The sequence below is a fragment of the uncultured Methylobacterium sp. genome (assembly GCF_964244095.1).
Lineage (GTDB): Bacteria > Pseudomonadota > Alphaproteobacteria > Rhizobiales > Beijerinckiaceae > Methylobacterium.
Map to the genome: position 1 here is coordinate 1 of NZ_CAXTHR010000275.1, position 2,456 is coordinate 2,456.

At 71.1% G+C, this 2,456-nt stretch carries 2 protein-coding genes; both read right to left on the bottom strand.

The annotated features are described in order from the left end of the window. The coding region (locus ACFE86_RS22460) for a cobaltochelatase subunit CobN (RefSeq protein ID WP_375457519.1) at positions 1-1,742 on the bottom strand (1,742 nt) is incomplete at its 3' end. Continuing rightward, positions 1,717-2,456: nitrogenase component 1 (locus tag ACFE86_RS22465; RefSeq protein WP_375457520.1), on the bottom strand; the 740-nt coding region annotated here is incomplete at its 5' end. The genes ACFE86_RS22460 and ACFE86_RS22465, both read right to left, overlap by 26 nt.

The following is a 2,456-nucleotide window of genomic DNA, read 5'->3' on the forward strand; positions in this document are numbered from 1 at the left end:
GCGAACCCCTTCTCGAACAGCAGGCGCATCGGGTCGCCCTCGTAGCCGAAGGCGGGCTGTACGCCGATGAAGACGTTGCCGAACTGCGCGCCCAGCACGAAGATCGACGCGCCGTCCGATTGCTGCTTGCCCGGCGCCGGACCCCATTGCGCCTCGATCTCGGCCAAGTGCTTCTCGCGGCGGACGTGCTCGTCGGCCCGGATGCGGACGTGGACGTTGGCCTGCGCGCCGAAGCGTGCGCTGTTGCCGACGACGACGTTCTCGCGCAGGGCATCGACGCTCTCGGGGACCTCCACCGCGTAGCCGGCGGCCTTCATCGCCGTGAGCGTGCGGTGGAGCGACTCGAACACCGAGAGGTAGGCGGCGGTGCCTGTGTTGCCGGCGTTCGGCGGGAAGTTGAACACCACGAGGCCGACCTTGCGCTCGGCGCGGGCCGAGCGGCGCAGGCGCACCAGCTTCTCGACGCGGGCGGCGAGCATGCCGGCGCGCTCGACGCACGGGTGCATGTCGCGGTCGTCCTCGCCCGACGGGAAGACGCAGGCGACGTGGCATCCCTTGCAGGCGACGCCCGCCTTGTCCGAGCGGCCGCCGAACACGATCGGGCCGGTGGCGCCGTCGAGTTCGGGGATCGCCACCATGATGGTCGATTCGACCGGCAGCAGGCCGCGGTCCGAGGCGCCCCACTGCTCCAGGGTCTGCAACTCGGCCGGATGCGCCGCGACGTAGGGCACGTCGAGGCGGGCGAGCACCTCTTCGGCCGCGCGGGCGTCGTTGTAGGCCGGGCCGCCGACGAGCGAGAAGCCGGTGAGCGAGACCAGCGCGTCGATCACCGGCACGCCGTCCTGAAGGAAGTAACGCTCGATCGCGGGCCGCGAGTCGAGGCCGCTGGCGAACGCCGGGATCACGCGCAGCCCCCGCGCTTCGAGCGCGGCGATGACGCCGTCGTAATGCGCGCTGTTGCCGGCCAGCATGTAGGAGCGCAAGCCGAGCACGCCGACGGTGCCGCGCGGGCCGCCGCCGGGGAGCGCGCCGGCATCCTCGGACATCCGGCCGGGCAGGCGCGGATGGTAGACGCCGACATCCGGGTAGACCACGGGGGCCGCGGCCTTCGACAGGCCGCGCAAGCCCTTGCGCGGGCCGTCGGCGTAGCGGTCCACAAGCATGCGGACCATGTTGAGGACGTTCTCGTCCGAGCCCGCGAGCCAGTATTGCAGGGTGAGGAAGTAGGCGCGCACGTCCTGCGCGGTGCCGGGGATGAAGCGCAGGATCTTGGGCAGGCGCTTGAGCATCTTCATCTGCTCGGCGCCGGCGCTCGCGCTGCGCTCCTTGGGCGAGCCGCGCAGGCGCTTCAGGAGCGCCATCGCCCCGCCCTGCGAGCCGTCCATCTTGAAGGCGCCGACCCGCGTCAGCTTCGTCACCTCGGAGGCGCTGAGCATGCAGATCAGCGCGTCGCAGGCATCGCGGCGCGCGCGGAGGTCGGCGAGGATCGGCTGGAAGTGGTCCTCCATGAACAGCATCGCGCAGACTACGATGTCGCCGGCGGCGATGTCGGCGCGGCAGCGCGCGAGCTTCTCCGGATCGCCGCCGAACTCGGAGGCTGCGTGCAGCACGAGCGACAGGCCGGGGATCTCGCGGTGCAGGAGCTTGCGCGCCCGTTCGACGGCGCTCGCCAGATGGGTGTCCATCGTGACGATGACGACCCGCATCGGGGTGGGCTCAGCGGCCGAAATGCGATTTGGCATCGTACAACGTCTCGACGGTGACGACAGCGAGATTGCGCTCGCGCGCGAAGCGTTCGGTGTTGGCGCGGGCCTTGCCGCGCACGAAGAAGGGGATCTTCTTCAGTTCCTTCTCCGCGTCGCCGGACCAGACGAAGACCAGCGGCGCGGGTGCGGCCTCGACGGCCGCGGGTCGTGACGGGACGGGGGCCGGCGCCTCGGCCGGCACGGCCTCCGCCGGAGCCTTGCCGCCGAGATGCGAGGGCGCGCGGTCGTTGAACTCGGGGTCCTCGCGGAACATGCCGAGCAGGTGCTCCTCCAGCCCCATCATCAGGGGGTGCACCCAGGTGTCGAACAAGACGTTGGCGCCCTCGAAGCCCATCTGCGGCGAGTAGCGCGCCGGGAAGTCCTGGACGTGGATCGGCGCCGAGATCACCGCGCAGGGCAGGCCCAGCCGCTTGGCGACGTGGCGCTCCATCTGCGTGCCGAGCACCAGTTCGGGGCCTGCCGCCTGGATCGCGGCCTCGACGTCGAGGTAGTCGTCGCAGATCAGCGCCTCGATGCCGTGGTCGGCGGCCTCCGCCCGGACTTCGCGGGCGAACTCGCGGGCATAGGTGCCGAGCCCCACCACCTGGAAGCCGAGCTCGCGCTTGGCGATGCGGGCGGCGGCGATCGCGTGCGTCGCGTCGCCGAAGATGAAGACGCGCTTGCCGGTCAGGTAGGTCGAATCGACCGAGC